This is a genomic window from Enterococcus sp. DIV0574 (assembly GCF_051711125.1).
GTDB classification, from domain to species: domain Bacteria; phylum Bacillota; class Bacilli; order Lactobacillales; family Enterococcaceae; genus Enterococcus_D; species Enterococcus_D gallinarum.
The window spans coordinates 1,198,001-1,213,126 of sequence record NZ_JBIOMA010000001.1 but is presented as its reverse complement, the minus strand read 5'-3'; the positions used below and the strand labels follow the sequence as shown (position 1 = coordinate 1,213,126).

At 41.8% G+C, this 15,126-nt stretch carries 17 protein-coding genes and 1 other annotated feature; of the genes, 2 read left to right on the top strand and 15 right to left on the bottom strand.

Annotation, left to right across the window (positions count from 1 at the left end; genetic code table 11):
• Positions 1-85: 85 nt before the first annotated feature.
• Complete coding sequence (rpsB, locus tag IGJ45_RS06020) at positions 86-874, bottom strand: 30S ribosomal protein S2 (RefSeq protein ID WP_257602765.1); 789 nt, start codon at positions 872-874, stop codon at positions 86-88.
• A gap of 302 nt (positions 875-1,176) precedes the next feature.
• Between rpsB and IGJ45_RS06015 the strand changes: the two genes are divergently transcribed.
• Entirely contained in the window at positions 1,177-1,647 is a 471-nt protein-coding gene (locus IGJ45_RS06015; protein ID WP_003126866.1) for an arginine repressor, read from the top strand.
• A gap of 62 nt (positions 1,648-1,709) precedes the next feature.
• On the opposite strand, the gene argS is transcribed toward IGJ45_RS06015, so the two are convergent.
• From argS to IGJ45_RS05965, 10 genes are all read right to left on the bottom strand, one after another.
• Positions 1,710-3,401 carry an arginine--tRNA ligase gene (argS, locus tag IGJ45_RS06010; protein ID WP_155852702.1) on the bottom strand — a complete coding sequence of 564 codons (1,692 nt, stop codon included), beginning with the start codon at positions 3,399-3,401 and terminating at the stop codon, positions 1,710-1,712.
• Between the two features lie 91 nt (positions 3,402-3,492).
• Positions 3,493-3,695 (bottom strand) — a binding site (T-box leader).
• A gap of 80 nt (positions 3,696-3,775) precedes the next feature.
• Positions 3,776-4,786, bottom strand: coding sequence for an ornithine carbamoyltransferase (argF, locus tag IGJ45_RS06005; protein ID WP_409531811.1), 1,011 nt, complete (start codon positions 4,784-4,786; stop codon positions 3,776-3,778).
• A gap of 196 nt (positions 4,787-4,982) precedes the next feature.
• Positions 4,983-6,002, bottom strand: coding sequence for a tRNA (adenosine(37)-N6)-threonylcarbamoyltransferase complex transferase subunit TsaD (gene tsaD, locus IGJ45_RS06000; protein WP_003126863.1), 1,020 nt, complete (start codon positions 6,000-6,002; stop codon positions 4,983-4,985).
• The gene (gene rimI / locus IGJ45_RS05995; RefSeq protein WP_003126862.1) at positions 5,999-6,460 is read right to left on the bottom strand and encodes a ribosomal protein S18-alanine N-acetyltransferase; all 462 of its coding nucleotides are present in this window, start codon (positions 6,458-6,460) and stop codon (positions 5,999-6,001) included. The genes tsaD and rimI (IGJ45_RS05995) overlap by 4 nt, the downstream gene beginning before the upstream one ends.
• On the bottom strand, positions 6,453-6,995 hold the full coding sequence (rimI, locus tag IGJ45_RS05990; protein ID WP_021151217.1) for a ribosomal protein S18-alanine N-acetyltransferase: 543 nt from the start codon (positions 6,993-6,995) through the stop codon (positions 6,453-6,455). The genes rimI (IGJ45_RS05995) and rimI (IGJ45_RS05990) overlap by 8 nt, the downstream gene beginning before the upstream one ends.
• Positions 6,979-7,701: a tRNA (adenosine(37)-N6)-threonylcarbamoyltransferase complex dimerization subunit type 1 TsaB gene (gene tsaB, locus IGJ45_RS05985; RefSeq protein ID WP_081131704.1), complete on the bottom strand. Its 723-nt coding sequence runs from the start codon at positions 7,699-7,701 to the stop codon at positions 6,979-6,981. Before tsaB ends, rimI (IGJ45_RS05990) begins: the two co-directional genes overlap by 17 nt.
• A gap of 234 nt (positions 7,702-7,935) precedes the next feature.
• Complete coding sequence (locus IGJ45_RS05980; RefSeq protein WP_003126857.1) at positions 7,936-8,922, bottom strand: LacI family DNA-binding transcriptional regulator; 987 nt, start codon at positions 8,920-8,922, stop codon at positions 7,936-7,938.
• 38 nt (positions 8,923-8,960) lie between these two features.
• On the bottom strand, positions 8,961-10,442 hold the full coding sequence (galT, locus tag IGJ45_RS05975; RefSeq protein ID WP_423121542.1) for a UDP-glucose--hexose-1-phosphate uridylyltransferase: 1,482 nt from the start codon (positions 10,440-10,442) through the stop codon (positions 8,961-8,963).
• Positions 10,443-10,453: 11 nt separating this feature from the next.
• The gene (gene galE, locus IGJ45_RS05970; RefSeq protein ID WP_021151224.1) at positions 10,454-11,443 is read right to left on the bottom strand and encodes a UDP-glucose 4-epimerase GalE; all 990 of its coding nucleotides are present in this window, start codon (positions 11,441-11,443) and stop codon (positions 10,454-10,456) included.
• A 48-nt stretch (positions 11,444-11,491) separates the two neighbouring features.
• Positions 11,492-12,649 (bottom strand): galactokinase, encoded by a 1,158-nt coding sequence (locus IGJ45_RS05965; protein ID WP_409531810.1) that lies wholly within the window; start codon positions 12,647-12,649, stop codon positions 11,492-11,494.
• Between the two features lie 153 nt (positions 12,650-12,802).
• Here IGJ45_RS05965 and IGJ45_RS05960 point away from each other — a divergent pair, with 153 nt between their 5' ends.
• Positions 12,803-12,970, top strand: a complete 168-nt coding sequence (locus IGJ45_RS05960; RefSeq protein WP_003126853.1) for a DUF3042 family protein — start codon at positions 12,803-12,805, stop codon at positions 12,968-12,970.
• 23 nt (positions 12,971-12,993) lie between these two features.
• Here IGJ45_RS05960 and IGJ45_RS05955 read toward each other — a convergent pair whose 3' ends face one another.
• The 4 genes from IGJ45_RS05955 to IGJ45_RS05940 all read right to left on the bottom strand — a co-directional run bounded on the left by IGJ45_RS05955 (position 12,994) and on the right by IGJ45_RS05940 (position 15,111).
• Positions 12,994-13,356 (bottom strand): DUF488 domain-containing protein, encoded by a 363-nt coding sequence (locus tag IGJ45_RS05955; RefSeq protein WP_005472185.1) that lies wholly within the window; start codon positions 13,354-13,356, stop codon positions 12,994-12,996.
• A gap of 166 nt (positions 13,357-13,522) precedes the next feature.
• Positions 13,523-13,921: a rhodanese-like domain-containing protein gene (locus IGJ45_RS05950; RefSeq protein WP_005472184.1), complete on the bottom strand. Its 399-nt coding sequence runs from the start codon at positions 13,919-13,921 to the stop codon at positions 13,523-13,525.
• Positions 13,922-13,936: 15 nt separating this feature from the next.
• Positions 13,937-14,902: an ROK family glucokinase gene (locus tag IGJ45_RS05945; protein WP_103299881.1), complete on the bottom strand. Its 966-nt coding sequence runs from the start codon at positions 14,900-14,902 to the stop codon at positions 13,937-13,939.
• Positions 14,902-15,111, bottom strand: coding sequence for a YqgQ family protein (locus tag IGJ45_RS05940; RefSeq protein ID WP_005472182.1), 210 nt, complete (start codon positions 15,109-15,111; stop codon positions 14,902-14,904). Before IGJ45_RS05940 ends, IGJ45_RS05945 begins: the two co-directional genes overlap by 1 nt.
• Positions 15,112-15,126 lie beyond the last annotated feature (15 nt).

The window sequence follows — 15,126 nt, the reverse complement described above, 5'->3', positions numbered from 1 at the left end:
ACAAGCCTGAACTTGCCTTTTAAAAAAGCTGTTTCAAAGGAGAGTGAGGCTTGGCGCCTAGCCTTTGAAACAGCTCCATCATTTCTTATTCAGCTGATACATTGTCGCCTTCGACAACATCAACGATTTCTTCGATTGAAGTAGCATTTTCTGTTGATTCAACAGAAAAATCTTCTTCAACTACTTGGTCTTCGCCTTGGTTGCCTTCGATAAATGCATCTGCCATTTTAGCAGTGATCAATTTAACGGCACGAATCGCATCGTCGTTTGATGGGATAACTACGTCGATCTCATCTGGATCACAGTTTGTATCAACCATCGCTACGATTGGGATATTTAATTTACGTGCTTCTTGGATCGCAATGCGTTCTTTGCGTGGGTCAACAACGTACATTACATCTGGAATTCTTGGCATATCAGCGATACCGCCTAAGAATTTTTCAAGACGTTCGCGTTCTTTGTTCAAACCAACGACTTCTTTTTTAGGAAGGACATCAAATGTGCCATCTTCTTCCATTTTGTTGATTTGTTTCAAGCGAGCAACACGTTTTTGGATAGTTTCCCAGTTCGTCAATGTTCCACCTAACCAACGATGGTTTACGTAGTATTGACCTGAACGGATTGCTTCTTCTTTGATTGCTTCTTGGGCTTGTTTTTTTGTTCCTACGAACAAAGCAACTCCGCCTTCTTCAGCAACGTTTTTCATGTAGTCGTATGCTGCATCTACTAACTTAACAGTTTTTTGTAAGTCGATGATGTAGATACCGTTTCTTTCTGTGAAGATATATTTCTTCATTTTTGGGTTCCAGCGACGTGTTTGGTGTCCAAAGTGTACGCCGGCTTCTAGCAATTGTTTCATTGAGATTACTGCCATGATGTGTTTCCTCCAATTTGGTTTTTGATTTCCTCTCTTGCTCTTTAGCTCTTCGAAGAACTGATTATCAGCACCGCTTCGCAGATGGAACAAGATGTGGATTTGCGGAGTCAAAAAACTCACGCCTTAAACAGTATACAGTAGCTACTAAAGAATTGCAACTGCTTTTCCTCATAAACCTAGCTGTTTACTTTTACATTTTTTTCTTACAAACAACGGGTGTTCAGTCTGACTAAAGCCTAGGTTTTTAATCCTTTTTCTGCTATGATAATGCTGAAGAATTCAATTAAAGGAGTCTATTTATGCGTAAATCCGACCGGCATTTATTGATCAAACAGATTATTGCAGAACATAGTGTGGGAACTCAAGAAGAACTGTTGCAGTTGCTCGAAGCACAAGGAGTAACCGCTACGCAGGCAACGATCTCCCGCGATATCCGTGATCTAAAAATTGTCAAACAGCCTGATGAGACTGGACAAACAAAATTTGTTCTCTTTCAAGGAATGAATACTCAAGAAAATGAAAAAGCGGAAGAACAACGGCTGATTCACATGCTGGAAGATGTCGTCACCAAAGTGGATCGTGTTCAATTTATGACGCTAATCAATACGATCCCTGACAATGCACCTTTATTGGCAGCGGCTTTAGATGAAGTTTCGATGCCTGAGAAAGTTTGTTCTCTCGCCGGCTTTGATACAGTAGCCGTTATTTCCCGTACAAATGAAGATGCCATCAAGCTGACTGAATATATCAAGTCCCATGCTATTCTCTAAAGAATCGAAAAAAAGATACCAGTGGCAAGCATATAGGCTGCCGTTGGTATCTTTTTTTTTATTTACATTTTATCAGGTGCATGTAATCCTAACAGACGCAAATCTTCTTTTAACAAGACTGTTACAGCGTAAACCAATGCCAATCGAGCATCTTTTTGCGCATCTTCTGCTAAAATCTTGACATTTGCATAGTATTTATTGAAGGCTTGCGCTAATTTGATCGCATGTTTAGCAATCACTGATGGCTCATATTTATCTGCAGCCTGTAAGATAGTTTCTGGGTAGCGTTGGATCAACTTGATCACTTCCCAGCTCTCTGCATCATTCAAAGCAAGAGCTTGCGCATTGGCAGGATCAAATTGTGCTTTTTCTAAAATGCTCATCGCCCGTGCATGAGAATATTGGACGTAAGGTCCGGTTTCTCCTTCAAAACGAACGACTTCTTCCAATGTGAAATCGAAGTTGTTCAGGCGATCATTTTTTAAATCATGAAAGACGACCGCACCGACACCCACTTGTTTTGCCACTTCATCTTTGTTCGCTAAGCCTGGATTTTTTTCTGTGATTTGTTCTTTCGCAGATTCGATGGCTTCATTCAATACTTCTTCTAATAAAACGATTTTTCCTTTACGAGTAGACAGCTTCTTACCATCTTTGGTGATCAAACCAAATGGGATGTGGTGCATATCATCTGACCAATCGAAGCCCATTTCTTTAAGAACTGCTTTCAATTGCTTAAAATGATAGCTTTGTTCGTTACCGACAACATACAGAGACTTAGCAAAGTTATAAGTCCGTTTGCGGTACAATGCTGCCGCCATATCCCGAGTGATATATAATGTTGCGCCGTCAGATTTGCGGATCAACGCTGGATTGAGATCATAGGCAGTCAAATCAACGATTTCTGCGCCTTGATCTTCTTGTAATAAATGTTTTTCTTCCAAAAGTTCAACGACTTCCATCATTTTATCATTGTAGAAGGCTTCCCCATTCAATGAATCAAAACTTACTTCCAGCATGTCATAGATTTTGTTGAACTCTTGCAATGACTCATCGCGGAACCATTGCCATAATTCGGTTGCTTCTTGATCACCGTCTTCTAGCTTCTTGAACCATGCCCGAGCTTCATCTTCCAACGCTTTATCATTTTCTGCTTGTTCATGGAATTCAACATATAAACGCAAGAGTTCATTGATTGGTTCTTTTTTAACTGCTTCTTCAGAACCCCATTTTTTATAGGCAACGATCAATTTCCCAAATTGAGTTCCCCAGTCTCCTAAATGATTGATCCGAATTGGCTGATAACCGATTTTTTCAAGAATAAAGCCAATCGAATTACCGATCACCGTCGAACGCAAATGGCCCATGGAGATTGGTTTCGCAATATTTGGTGAAGACATATCAATCGGAACCGCCTGCTGATTGCCAATTGATTGATCTCCATAATGATTTTTTTCCTTCAAGACGGTTTGTAAGACGTGTTCGCTGATCACTTCTTTATTCATAAAAAAGTTCAAGTATGGACCCACGACTTCGATTTTTTCAAAAGAAGCTGGATCAATTTTTTCCGCCAGTTCGCTAGCGATCTGTTGCGGTGCTTTGCGATAGACTTTGGCTAAAGCAAAGGCAGGAAAAGCAACGTCTCCGTGTTCAGCAGTTTTAGGATTTTCTAACAATTGACTGACTTGTTCTAAAGTCAAATCTTCTTTGACAGCGGCATAAATAGCTTGTGCAACGATTTGTTTATTATTCATTTTCTTTCCCTCCATTTGTTTCGATACGAAAGCAATGCCCAGCGAATGTACATGCGGAACAACTAAAAAAAGCCTCTAGTGCATCACATGCACTAGAGACGAGATTTCCCGCGGTACCACTCTATTTGTCCTTTAAGGAATGATTCTTAAAAGACCTACTTATTTCTGATAACGGCAGAATTCCGTTTGCTAGGCAAAATCTCACAAGTGCGCTTCACTTTCTTGATTGTTCGGCTCACACCTTCCCGAACTCGCTGAAAAACAAAAGCTACTCTTCTTGCTCATCGATTATCTACTATTTTGTTCCCAGAAAGTATAACAAAAAATAATCGGTTTGGCTAGCCGGTTTTTCGCCTTTGTATGGATTTCGCTAGTTAAACCTTTGGAATAAAAAGATCTCCTAGGGTGACAGCCATAATGGCTTTGATAGAGTGAAGGCGATTTTCTGCTTGATCGAACTGGCGCGCTTGCTTGCTGTGAAAAACGTCATTCGTCACTTCCATCTCCTTCAAGCCAAAATCAGCAGCGATTTTGGCCCCATATTTGGTTTGTGTATCATGAAAAGCTGGTAAACAATGAAGGAAAATAGCTTGTTCATTATTGGTTTTTTTCATTAATTCGGCATTTACTTGGTAAGGCATCAGCAAGTCGATTCGTTCTTTAAATTTTGCTTCTTCTCCCATTGAAACCCATACATCGGTATAAACGACGTCTGCTCCTGCTACAGATGCCACATCATCTGTAATCAAAATTTCGGCTTGTGATGCTTGGGCAAATTGCTCTGCCAGCTCGATGACTTGCTGTTCCGGCTGTAATTCTTTTGGTGCGATGATTCGAATAGCAACACCGAGAATCCCGCTAGTCACAAGTAAGGATTGCGCAACGTTATTTCTTCCATCGCCGCAGTAAGCGATCGTCAGACCTTCAAGACTGCCAAAATTTTCTTGAATCGTCATAAAGTCTGCGATCATCTGTGTCGGGTGCCACATGTCAGACAATCCATTCCAGACAGGTACACCAGAATATTTCGCCAAGTCTTCAACGATTCTTTGGCTAAATCCTCGATATTCGATCCCATCAAACATCCGACCAAATACTTTTGCAGAGTCCTCAACAGATTCTTTTGATCCCATCTGGATATCGTTTGCTCCTAAAAATTCCGGATGCGCTCCTAGATCAACGGCAGCAACGGTAAAGGCAGCTCGTGTCCGAGTAGAATTTTTTTCAAACAAAAGAGCGACATTTTTTCCTTCCAAATAACGATGCGGGATATTCTTTTGCTTTAATTCTTTTACATGTAATGAAAAATCGATCAGATACTGCAATTCATCTCTGGTAAAATCTTTTTCTGCTAAAAAACTGCGACCTTTAAAAACGGATTTCATTTCTTTTGCACCCTTTCTTGCCTATGTTTTTTAGCCAGTATACATCTTTTCTAATTTTTATTCAATATATACAAGTTTTACGTATTTTTAATCAATTTTATCCAAATAATTAAACAAAAGACCGTGGGCTGCCATTCGGATTCGTATCCCGATGACGCCACGGTCTTCTCTGTAATGTTGAGCAGCAAATGCTTGATTATTTCATTTCATGACCAAAACTTAGGCTTGGCACAGCATTCAAAGATAGTGGGGCAAACTGTTTTTTTTCTAACAAAATATGCCCAAAGGCCCCGATCATTGCCGCATTATCGCCACATAAACGCAAAGGTGGGATAATCAAGTCAATCTCAGGCAGGTCACTCATTGCTTCATCTAGTGCCTGACGCAGGCCTTGGTTTGCAGCAACGCCACCTGCAACAATCAATTGGTTGACAGGATAAGTCTTGCAGGCGCGAATCGTCTTAGTGACCAAAACCTCTACGACACTTGCTTGAAAACTAGCAGCAAGGTTGGCTTCGTCCAATGTTTCTCCTCGTTGCTGCGCATTATGGACAAAATTAATAAAGGCACTCTTTAATCCGCTAAAACTAAAATCAAAATTGTCTTCATGAATCATTGCTCTGGGAAAATGGTACGTGTCCTCACCTAAATGCGCCAAACGATCGATTTCTTTTCCGCTAGGATAAGAAAGTCCTAAGACTCGTCCTACCTTGTCATATGCTTCTCCTGCAGCATCGTCACGTGTCTCGCCAATAATCTCAAAGGAACCATCTTCTGTCATATAAACTAACTCCGTATGACCACCGCTCACTAGCAAGGCAAGCAATGGAAAGGTCAGAGGTTTGACAAAACGGGCCGCATAGATATGCCCCGCCATATGATTGACTGGCAACAAGGGTAATCCATGCGCCCAGGCAAACGCTTTGGCTGCCGAAAGACCGATCAGCAACGCCCCTACTAAACCTGGACCGTACGTGACCGCTACAGCGGATAAGTCTTCTGGTGTCACTTCTGCTTGTTTCAGTGCCTCTTCTAAACAAAGAGTAATCTGCTCCACATGATGTCGACTAGCTACTTCTGGGACAACGCCACCAAAACGTTGATGACTTTTAATTTGAGAAGCCACGATATTGCTTAAAATCGTGTCCCCGTTCTTTATGACAGCGACACTTGTTTCGTCGCAGCTGCTTTCAATGGCTAAAATCAATTCATTCATTTGATTGATGCTGGCCTCACTTTCTTTTCCATGATCAATGCATCCTCTTGAGGATGACTATAATAATTTTTGCGCCGCCCAATGATTTCAAAACCCATTCGCAGGTATAAGGCTTGTGCTGGAAAATTACGGACCCGCACTTCTAGAAAAATCCTTTCAACGCCAGCAGATTGACAAGACTGAATAACAGCTTGCAGCAAGAGTTTCCCCAATCCCTGTCCTTTTTTTTCCGGTAAGACTGCGAGATTAAAGATTTCAGCTTCGTCTAAAACCCGACGGTAACTAACAAATGCCTCCATTGGCTGGAGTACTAAATAGTGACTGTCAACAGCAGCCAAATCCTGCTTGAATTGTTCACAAGTCCAGGGAGAGCCATCTTGGTAACTCGCTTCTGCCAATTGCCATAACAGCTCTTCGCTTTTTGCAGGCAACTCTTCTTTATTCAACAGTTTATTCATTTAAAAATTTCACCATATCCAATGCATCTTCATTTCCTTCTGTATAGTAGGCAGTTTTGATCGCTCGTGAGACAAAGCCCAGCTGTCGATAAAGCCGCTGAGCGTCACGATTACTTAAACGCACTTCTAACGAAATTCGGTCACATTTGTTTTTTCGCGCATACTGTTCGATTTCAGTCAACAAAAAAGAGCCGACACCTCGGCCTTGATATTCAGGTATAACAGCGATATTGGTAATATGAGCATCTTCTCCCAACAAACGAACGCCCGCAAAACCGATCATGCGCTCATTTTGTAAGATACACAAGTACAAATGCTTAAATCGCGAATAAATCTCTGAAAGAAACGCGCTCTTGGTCCAAGGCAGCTCCCCGGCATACACCAATCGTTCCACTTGCAGTAACTCTTTGATATCTTCGCCGACGATTTCACGAATCACATACGTTTCATCCTGAATCGTTTTCGTCTGTTCCGGGTATTGAACTTTACGAAAAAGGGTCAGCTTTCCTTTGAAAGATTTAAATTTTTTCAACATACGTATCCGCTCCTGGAGTATGAGATGCCAACCACTTTTCTTCCGCTTCAACAAGTTTCAAATACTCTGGCACAAAATCATGGATCGACGAAACGGGTTCCTCTGTTTCACTTAATTCTGCCAACACGACGCCATTCGGATAATTCCACAAAGAAACGTGATTGATCTGTGCAGACGGCATTGCTTCAGTGATTTGCGGGGCAAATTTTGCAGCATCAGCGCCAACAAAAAGTACCTCTGTGTGCAACTCAGCTAATGCATGCAACAATGTCGGTAATGCCACATGCTGGTCAGGGATCACTGACTGCAGCTTCCCTTCCTGCCAACGATAGCCACCAGCATAGACATTGTTGCGACGTGCGTCAAATAATGGTACGATCACTTTCAAAACCCCAACACAATTCGCAGCTATGTTCTTCAAACTCGACACGCCCACCAATGGGATATGTAATGTATCGGCTAATGTTTTAGCGGTCGTGACACCGATCCGCAATCCTGTATAAGATCCCGGACCTTGGGCAACTGCGATTCGCTCTAACTGCTGCGGCAATACCCCCACAGATTGCATCAATAAATCGATTGCTGGCATCAATGCACTGCTGTGATTTTTGATAGCCATCGTCTGACTTTGTCCTAGGATCTCCTGACCATCCATGACTGCAATGGCCAATGTTTGATTTGATGTATCGATCGCTAATGTTTTCATTGCTTTTTCTCCCCAATCAAAAAACTCACTCATATTTTACCATATTCTGATAAAATGCCAAACTTTGCTTATTTGCTTTCATAGGTGCATGGTTACTGGTGAACTAAAAAAATGGCCAAAGAATCTATGGCAGCCGCGACAGTTTCTAACTGCGACGGAAAACTGTTCCATTACTGGAGACTTTTTCCCATAGATTCTCAGGACATTTCTATTTGTTGCAGATGAACTTTCCCATCATTGATTCGTAGATTGACGTTTAATCAACTCCGTTGCGATAGTGACCTTTCGCGGAACAGGAGCTGGATTCTTGATGATCTCAAGTAGTGTGGTTACAGCCAACTCTCCCATCCACTCCGTATGAACTTTGATTGTCGAAAGGGTTGGAAAAACATACTTGGCAACACTGACATCGTTAAAGCCGATCAAGGAGATATCTTCTGGCACACGAATCTTTTCTTCCTGCAGTGCCCGCAGTGCTCCGATGGCTAAAGCATCGCTGGAAGCAAATAACGCAGTAGGCAGTGGCAAGGCGTCTTGCAAGAACTGTTTCATTGCCTGATATCCATCTTCGACAGTAAACGCTGCTGCAATGTGATACCCTTCGTCATAAAGACGCAAGCGTGTCAGTCGTTCCTTGAATAGCGTCAGCCGCGGATCTTCAATTTCTTGTCGACTTCCTTTTGTAAATTCAATACCAGATAAGATACCGATTTTTTGATGTCCTTTAGCAACAAAATGATCAATGACCAAATCCACTGCTTGCTGAAAATCGACTACCAATGAATCCACTCCAGCCGACAGCCCGTCAAAATCAACGAGTAGCAGATGAGGCTGCGTCTTTTTTAATTGTGCGATCTGCTGGGCATCAAATTTTCCTAAAGCAATCGTTCCATCTACTTGGGTCTCACTGATAGAAGCAAACGATTCTTTTAACAAGCGAATCCCCAATTCTTCCGTCTTGTTCTCAATCCCAAGCCGAATAGCTAAATAGTAAAGATCGGCCAGTTCTTCTTCGGTATCAAACCACTGAATCAAACGAATCCGACCGTTTTCGACTTGGCTTTTCTTTTTATGTTTTGTATAGTTCAGTGCTTCGGCGGTTTTGAATATTTTTTCTTTGGTTTCTGAACTGACGGCTAACTCACTGTCATAATTGAGGACACGAGAAACAGTCGCTGGTGAAACGCCTGCCTGTTCAGCAATATCTTTAATTGTAGCCATTCCCGCGCCTCCATTCTTTCAAATTCATCTCAATAACTTCAAAGTTTATTGATAAAACGCATGAATGCAGCCTGACCGGATGCATCTCGCTTGAAAACTCCTGCGTATTCCAAAACTTTTGCAAAAATCCCACCAACTTCTTGATAAACAATCTCTGTTACATTCTCCTCAGTGATGGTGTAGGTTTCCTTCATCTCTTGTGCCCACGGAATATGATAAGCAGCAATTTGATTTGGCTGATCAAGAAGATAGGCCCTCACTTCTTCTAACTCCGTTGCTAAACGTGGAGGCAAGACCGCTAATCCCATCACCTCGATTAACCCAATGTTTTCTTTTTTGATATGCTGAACATCTTTATGAGGATGAAAAATACCATCAGGATGTTCGTCAGAAACATTGTTATCCCGAAGAACAAGATCCATTTCAAAGTATTCGCCCTGTTTTCGAGCAATTGGTGTGATGGTGTGGTGCGGTGTGCCATCTTCTGAATAAGCATTGATCGAAACGGAAGGATCTGAGTACTCTTTCCATTGTGCCAAAATATAATCAGAAGCAGCAGCCACTTTTTGCTTGTCTCGACCTTGAATCCGAATAACCGAAAGCGGCCATTTAACGATTCCCACCGTTAGCTCGTCAAAACCAGTTAGTTTGAATGTTTTCTCAATGGGTGCTTTTGCCATCGCAAATGTATGCCGTCCACCTTGATAATGATCGTGGGACAAGATCGATCCGCCTACGATTGGCAAATCAGCATTTGAACCGACAAAATAGTGAGGCAGAACCTCAATGATTTGCAATAGACGATCAAAGGTTTTGCGCGTGATCTTCATCGGACGATGCTCTAAAGACAAAAAGATGGAATGCTCATTGTAATAAGCGTACGGAGAGTACTGAAGCCCCCACGCTTCGCCGTCCAGATTCATCCGAATAATGCGATGATTTGTTCGAGCCGGGTAATTCAGCCGCCCTTTATAACCTTCATTTTCCAAACAAAGGAGACATTTAGGATAATCGATCGCTGCTGCTGCTCGCTGCGCAGCGATTTCTTTCGGATCTTTTTCGGGTTTGGATAGATTGATCGTGATCTCTAATTCTCCATACTCGGTCATTACCGGAAAAACAATATTTTTCTTGATGGCTCGAGTCTTGATGTAATCATTTTGCTGACATAAATGGTAAAAATAATCCGTTGCCTCTTGTGGGTCTTTTGCATAGTGCTGGGCAAAGAAAGCATTGACCACAGAAGGCGGTGGCGTCAAGAAATCCATCAATTGCGCTTCAAGGATTTCGGTTTCAGCAAGTGCCTCGCCGATTACCTGATTTTTTTTTGCTTGAGTGACCAATTGATCCATCAATACCACGGCTGATTCTTCGACCGGTCGTACAGTAGCTGATTCAAAGGCTTCTTCACCAATCATACCAAGGATCCTATTTTGTAAATAAATACGATCCATTTCCATCCATCCACCAGCCTGGATCGCTAATGTCACGAAATCACAGGTTGTTTGACTGAGCGTCATTTTGTTGCCTCCTAGTCTTGATAACCTTCTGGATGGCTAACGTGCCAATTCCAAGCTGTTTCAATTATTTGTTTCACATCGGTGTAACTAGGTTCCCAACCTAACACCGCTTTTGCTTTATCACTAGAAGCGACCAATGTTCCCGGATCTCCGGCACGTCGCGGTGCTACTTTCGCTGGAATATCTTTTTGCGTAACAGTACGCGCGGCATCCAACATTTCTTTGACTGAGTAGCCATTGTTGCTGCCAAGATTGAAAACATTGCTAGGATTGCCTTTTTTCAAATATTCTAATGCTAAAATGTGGGCGTTGCATAGATCTTCTACGTGTACGTAGTCTCTGATACAAGTTCCATCTGGCGTATCATAGTCATCACCGAAAATTGCTAGCTCCTGACGCTGACCTAAAGCGACTTGCAAGATGATTGGAACTAAGTGAGTCTCAGGATCATGGTCTTCCCCGATTGAAGCATCTGATTTAGCTCCTGCAACATTAAAGTAGCGTAAAGCGACGTATTTCATGCCGTAAGCTTCATCACACCAACGCATCATTTTTTCCATCATGAGTTTGCTTTCCCCATAAGGATTTTTGGGATTTGTAGGTGTTTCTTCTGTGATTGGGCTTTGTTCTGGCTCGCCATAAGTCGCTGCAGTAGAAGAAAAGACAATATGATCAACGTTGTTGTCTTTCATTACTTCTAATAATACCTGCATCCCATACACATTGTTGTTGAAGTATTTCAACGGTTTCTCAACTGATTCACCGACAAGAGAGCTTGCGGCAAAATGGATCACGCCATCAATCGTTTCTTTCTCAAAAACGCTTTGCAAAAATGCTTTGTCTCGAATATCTCCTTCGTAGAAAACAGCCTCTGGATGGATTGCTTGACGATGACCTGTTAAAAGGTTATCCACGACAACGGCTTGGTATCCTTTCGTAATCAATTGATCAACTGCATGAGAGCCGATATATCCGGCGCCCCCTAATACTAAAATAGCCATTCTTAATCATCCTTTTCTTTCATTTATTCAATGAATCCGTCTTACATTCTACAGTTTTCGCGCGCCATCATCAATGCTTGCTTGGTAAATATCTGTCTCATAGCCGATTTTTTCACGATAGCTTTCTTTGACAGCCGTTGCAAAAGCTTCCCACTCGCTTTTTTTCACCAAAGCGATTGCACAACCACCAAATCCAGCCCCTGTCATTCGGGCTCCCAAAACTGCTGGCTGTTCTTGTGCCGCTGCCACCAAAGTGTCTAACTCGATACCCGTAACTTCATAATCATCTCTTAAAGAAGCATGAGAAGCATCTAACAGATGACCAAAAGATTCTAAATCTCCCGCTTCCAATGCCGCTTTAGCTTTTAAGGTACGCTGATTCTCAGTTACAGCATGTTTTGCGCGCTTGATCAAGGTTGGATCTTCAATCAGTGAAGTATGTGCAAAGAACGTTGCTTCGTCCAATTCACCAAGCGATTGGATTTTCAGTTTCGTTTGAAGTCGTTTTAATACTTCTTCACACTCCCCACGGCGCTCGTTGTATTTTGAATCTGCCAATTCCCGCCGCTTGTTTGTATTCATGATAGCTACGACATAGTCCCCAAATTCTGCAGGTACAAGGTCATAAGCTAAAGTGTTGGTATCTAGCAATAATGCATGATCTTTTTTCCCCATTCCTATAGCAAATTGATCCATGATACCTGAATTAACCCCAATAAATTCATTCTCAACTTTTTTCCCTGTCAAAATCAACTCTAAACGTTCGATCGCCAATCCGAACAAATCATCAAGAATCACTCCTGTCAATAATTCAATGGAGGCTGAAGAAGACAAGCCGGCACCATTAGGAATATTGCCATAAAAAGCGATTTCAATACCAGAGTCGATTGCATGACCCGCTGCTTTCAAATAGCGAATCACACCTTTAGGGTAATTGGTCCAGTCGTCTTCTTTGCGGTACTCCAAATCGTCTAAGGAAAAAGTGATGATCCCCTTTTCAGGGAAGTTTTCCGAATAAAGACGTATTTGCTTATCTGCCCGTTTTCGTGCTACACCATACGTTCCTATCGTGATAGAGGCTGGAAAGACATACCCGCCATTATAATCTGTATGTTCCCCGATCAAGTTGATTCGTCCTGGTGCAAAATACGATCCTGTGCCTTTTTCACCGAATTTTTCTGCAAAAATTTGTTGTAGCTGTTCCATCTTTTTCGCTCCTTCATTTCATTTAGTAAATTTATTATAAAATATTTACTAAATTTTATCAATCCTTTACTCTCGATACAAGGGCTTATTTTTGATATTTTTGTACTTTTGTTTCATAATAGAAATAAATAGATAAAGGCGAGGTGGAGAAGAATGAAACGATTTCTTTCAGGTTTCTTAGTTGGTACAGTAGCAACTATCGCAGCAGCTGCTAGCGTAGTCATGACTGTCAAAAAACAAGTGATCGATCCAATTGACGAACAACAAGCACTAAATGAAGAAAAAAGAAAACGAGCTATGCGTAAAAGTGTCTCTCGTTAATACAAAAACTGCCATTGAAGCTTTTACTTCAATGGCAGTTTTTTCAATTCTTCAGCTAATACAACCGCTTGATTATGTGTTTCATCTTTTGCACCATAAACCAATGTCACGGTTTTATGGTCTTTTACTATTTGCTGCAATGCACTAAAGGCATCATCGGCTGGCTTCTTTTTTAGTTCTGCTAGGTATCTTTGACAAAACGCATCAAAGCGCTCTGGATCATGACCAAACCATTTACGCAATTCCGTACTAGGTGCAACCTCTTTCAACCAAGAATCAATCGCCGCCACTTCTTTTTTGACGCCTCTTGGCCAGATTCGATCAACAAGGACCCGATAACCATCTGTGGGTGCTGCAGCCTCGTATACACGTTTTACTTTAATCATTTCCTTCCACTCCTTTGAATCTACCTTAACACATTCTTTCAAAAAAAAAAGACCGAGTCCATGATGACAAGATTCTCAGTTACAGCTGCTGAATGGTTTCTAACGATTCATTCTCGCGCCTCTTAGGAACATCTTGTTTAATCATTGATCTCAGTCTTTTGATTGATTAACTAGTTTTCTTTTTCGTTTTTCCGCTCCAGCCTTCATAGCCTTCTTTTAGAATGTAAATTTCTTTAAACCCTTCTTTGCGAAGTTTATTCGCAGCACGGATACTTAGAGATTTACGGGTATCATATAAGTAGATGGGCTGATCTTTCCGAAATGCGCTAAACGAATTGGTTAATACCGTAAATGGGATATTTCGTGCACCTAAGATATGACCGGCATCGAACTCGTTTTTCTCCCGCACATCAATCACTTGTGCTTTTTTCATGCCATTTTTAAATTCTTCTTCGGAAATGATTTTGGCTGATCGTCTTCCCATAATTTGGAAGTACGCCCAATTCAATGCGATTGCCAATAAAATCAATCCTAAAATAATATTAATCCAGTTCCAAACAGACATCTTACCTATTCCTCTCTACTTTGCAAATTGTAATGCTAATGACGCAGCGCCGATCACACCAGCATCATTCCCTAACTCAGCTAATTTGATTACCGTGCTTTCCGTTACTTGCGGGAATGTGAATTCTGCAAAGTAAGCTGCTACACGACTACGTAAAAATTCACCTGCTGCTGAGACACCGCCACCCAGTACAATACTTGAAGGATTCAGTGTATTGCCCAAGTTTCCACAAGCAAGGCCTAAATAGAAGCAGACTTTATCTACTACCATCAATGCAAACGGATCTTTCGCTTGGGCCGCTTCAAAAATATCTTTGCTGGAAATATCTTCGCCATTATCCAGATTTTTTTTCAATTCAGAATCGCCAGCATACTCTTCCGCCAAATGCCTTGCTACCCGAACGACACCCGTCGCACTTGACACGGTCTCTAAACAACCACGCTTCCCACAAGTACATTCAAATCCTTCTGGATCTACAGTAATATGCCCGATTTCTCCTGCACAGCCTGCTACACCATGCAAAAGTTGTCCTTCCATGATGATTCCACCGCCAACACCTGTACCGAGGGTGATAAAGATCACATCGGGATTGTTGTCACCTGCGCCTTTCCAGCGTTCGCCTAACGCAGCAACATTGGCATCGTTATCGATAGCAAAAGGAATCCCTGTCCCTTTTTCAATCGCTTCTTTGACAGGTTGCAACGTTTTCCAATTCAAATTGTAAGCACCGATAACTGTTCCTTTTTTGCGATCGACACTTCCTGGAGTCCCCATACCGATCCCAATGAAGTCTTCTGCTTTCATGCCATACAAATCCAGACGATGATTGATTGATGCAATGATCTCTGGTACGATGTGAGAACCCTCATCAAGAATATTGGTATCGATGCTCCATTTTTGTTGAATCTCTCCTTCAGAAGTCAACACAGCAAACTTGACTGTTGTTCCTCCTAGATCAATCCCGATGATTTTTTTGTCCATCACTTATTTTCCTCCCGGCTTTCTTCAATCCGATGTTCACGCTTTAAAATGCGCCAAGCGGTCAAATAGGTATCTCGATCGATCAAACGGCTGTCATAAAGATTTTTGACTTCCATCTGGATCAACTCGATATCATAGATTCGCTTGCCAACATAAATATAGACACCAAATTGTTTCAATAGTTGTTGTACGTCATATAACGTTTCCATAAACACACTTCCTGC